Source organism: Gilliamella sp. Fer4-1 (assembly GCF_001690515.1).
Classification (GTDB): Bacteria; Pseudomonadota; Gammaproteobacteria; order Enterobacterales; family Orbaceae; genus Gilliamella; species Gilliamella apicola_C.
On the sequence record NZ_LZGZ01000281.1, the window covers coordinates 1 to 3,288 of the forward strand.

Here is a 3,288-nt window from a genome sequence, read left to right on the forward strand (position 1 = left end):
AATTCACGCGGAGTAAAACTAGCTCTAGGAATATCGTTACTTTGTCGGTTAATGCAATAAGCGCAATCAAACATGCAATAATTAGTTAACATAATTTTGAGTAAAGAAACACATCGCCCATCAGCGGTAAATGAATGGCAAATACCAGATTTATATGCATTACCTATGCCTTTATTTTTATTATTTCTTGATACACCACTCGACGAGCAAGAAATATCATATTTTGCCGATTCAGCTAAAATTTCCAGTTTGGTTATTATTTTTCCAGTCATATTGAACTCAACACTTACCTGTTTATTTATACAGTATATCGTAGCCATAGTAGGTTTTGCAAGTATATATTGCTAACAAAAACCGTCATCACTCACTATTTTAATCATTTTTTTAAGCGGTAAATTTATTGTAATTGCTTTACCTATATAAATAATTAAGGCGATATTAGGATACAGAAATAAAAAACTCGGCAAAGTATTGTTCAGCTTACAACTGTACGCTATAATCAACGCACTTTTTTGTATGAAGCCAGATATAACTTAGGAGCTAAATAGTAAATGAAACGTGTTGTTATTACAGGGTTAGGAATTCTTTCAAGTATTGGGAATAATACTAAAGAAGTTTTAGAATCACTAAAAATTGGCCGTAGCGGTATTACCTTTTCTCAAGAAATGAAAGATAGCGGTATGCGTAGCCATGTATGCGGAAATGTCAAACTAGATACTACAGGATTGATTGATCGCAAAGTTGTTCGTTTTATGAATGATGCTTCTATTTATGGTTATCTTGCTTTGCAACAAGCTATTGAAGATGCAAAATTAACCCCTGAACAAGTTTCTAACCCTCGTACTGGTCTAATTGCGGGCTATGGTGGTTCAACTAAGACACAATACAATGTCGTTGCTGGCATGAAAGAAAAAGGATTACGAGGAGTTGGTCCTTATGCAGTAACCAAATCAATGTCATCAGCAATTTCGGCTTGTTTAGCAACTCCATTTAAAATTAAAGGTGTTAGCTATTCAATGACATCAGCTTGTGCAACATCGGTTCACTGTATTGGTCATGCAGCGGAGCTCATTCAACTTGGCAAACAGGATATTGTTTTTGCTGGCGGTGGTGAAGAGCTTTGCTGGGAAATGTCTTGCGAATTTGACGCTATGGGCGCTTTATCAACCAAATATAACGACAATCCAGAAAAGGCATCACGTGCTTACGATAAAAACCGTGATGGTTTTGTTATTGCTGGCGGTGCGGGTATGGTTGTTGTTGAAGAGCTAGAACATGCTCTTGCGCGTGGAGCTCATATTTACGGTGAACTTGTTGGCTATGGTGCAACATCAGATGGTCATGACATGGTGGCACCATCAGGCGAAGGTGCAATGCGCTGTATGCAACTGGCTATTCAAGACTTAGATGTACCTGTTGATTATATCAATACTCATGGTACATCAACCCCAGTTGGAGATGTCAAAGAATTGTGGGCAATCAAACAAGTTTTTGGTGATAACATTCCAGCGATTTCATCAACCAAATCAATGACAGGCCACTCATTAAGTGCCACTGGTGCACAAGAGCTTATCTATTCATTATTAATGTTAGAGCATGGCTTTATTACTCCAAGTATCAACATTGATGAACTTGATGAAGCGGCCATTGGTATGAATATTATTACCGAACCAACTGAACGTGAACTCACAACAGTCATGTCAAATAGTTTTGGTTTTGGCGGCACTAATGCCTCAATTGTAATGAAAAAATACAAAGCTTAATAAGCATTAAGTTAGTATCAATCAATAAAAAACCGTTTATTTAAGAACGGTTTTTTATTGATAACGTTATATTAGATAACTCCATAAACTCACCTTAATTAATGATATTATGCTTGATATTAAAGAGCAATTTTAACTGAAATTAATAATGCCAATAAATTAAGGTTTTGGATGAAAATCCTCAATTTCATCACGCCAACGATTATAGTTCCAACTTACAATTTTGGCTGTTATCTCTGTCAGGTAACCTTGCGCTGCTTGTTTTTGTGCTGGGGTGAGGATCTGTTCTAAATGATTTTGAATTTGCTCGTTATATTCCCAAACTGGGGGGAGTTGCTCAGAATCCCACGCTAAATTGTTACCTTGTTCCTCGATTTTTTGTTTAGCATAATCACTTAATAGCGACTGTAACTATCCCCTAAAATAGTACAGCAAAAAAGTAGAAAATTCTCCATGATAAAAGTAAAAGAGGATTTAATTATGGAAAAAATGACTGAACATCAAATCGTAGCTATTTTAAAAGAAGCAGAGGCAGGTATTCCCGTTAAAGAACTGTGCCGTAAATATGGCATGGGTAATTCAACTTTCTATAAATGGCGAGAAAAATACGGCGGTATGGAAACTTCAGACATCAAACGCTTAAAAGAGCTGGAGGCTGAAAACCGCAAGCTTAAGCAAATGTTTGCCGAGCTGAGCTTAAAATCCCAGCTTCAGGAAGAAATTATAAAAAAGCTTTAGTGCCAACAGGGACACGTAAAACGTGGGCACAGCAACTACGAAAAAAATCATTCGGTTACTATTGCTATGAGTTGTGCTATTGTTGGTTTAAGCCGTTGTGCTTACTATTATCAATCTAAGTTACAGGATGATTCGGTGATTGTTTCAGTATTGAATGCTATCACAGACCGGCATTTACGCTGGGGCTTTCCTAAATGTTTTAATCGTATCAGAAAGCTCGGCTATCAATGGAATCATAAACGGGTATATCGGGTGTATTGTGAATTAAAGCTTAATCTCAGGGTAAAGCGTAAAAAACGTATTCCTCCACGATGCCCAGAAAGGTTATTAGTCCCCAATAAACAAGGTGAATGTTGGTCAATGGATTTTATGAGTGACAGTAGTCGTAATCAACGTCGCTTTAGGACATTCAATGTCATCGATGACTTTAATCGTGAGGCGTTAGGTATTGATATTGCAGTAAGCTTACCAGCAGGAAGGATTACCCGTTACTTAGATAAACTGGCCGAATATCATGGGTATCCATTAAAAATACGGGTCGATAATGGGCCAGAATTTACAGGAAAAACCTTTATAAATTGGGCTAAATCACATGATATAACCATGCCCATATCAAAATGGCTATATTGAACGATTTAATCGTATCTATCGCACTGAAGTGCTCGATTTATATCTATTTAATAATCTAGAACAAGCAAGAAAGGTAACCGAAGAATGGCTAACCATTTATAACACCGAAAGACCGCATGAGGCATTAAATAACATGACACCGATTGAGTATAAAACA

Annotated in this window: 1 protein-coding gene and 2 pseudogenes; 2 read left to right on the forward strand and 1 reads right to left on the reverse strand. The window is 36.9% G+C overall.

Annotated features, from left to right (window positions below):
- Window positions 1–272 (reverse strand): annotated as a pseudogene (locus tag A9G30_RS09740) (putative DNA modification/repair radical SAM protein); the annotation flags it as partial.
- A 279-nt stretch (window positions 273–551) separates the two neighbouring features.
- Here A9G30_RS09740 and fabB point away from each other — a divergent pair.
- Window positions 552–1,763 carry a beta-ketoacyl-ACP synthase I gene (gene fabB / locus A9G30_RS09745; protein ID WP_065580577.1) on the forward strand — a complete coding sequence of 404 codons (1,212 nt, stop codon included), beginning with the start codon at window positions 552–554 and terminating at the stop codon, window positions 1,761–1,763.
- A gap of 480 nt (window positions 1,764–2,243) precedes the next feature.
- Window positions 2,244–3,288: pseudogene (locus A9G30_RS13695) on the forward strand (IS3 family transposase); the annotation flags it as partial.

Coding starts and splice junctions, on each gene's coding strand:
- fabB (WP_065580577.1), top strand. CDS start 552: ATGAAACGTGTTGTTATTACAGGGTTAGGAATTCTTTCAAGTATTGGG.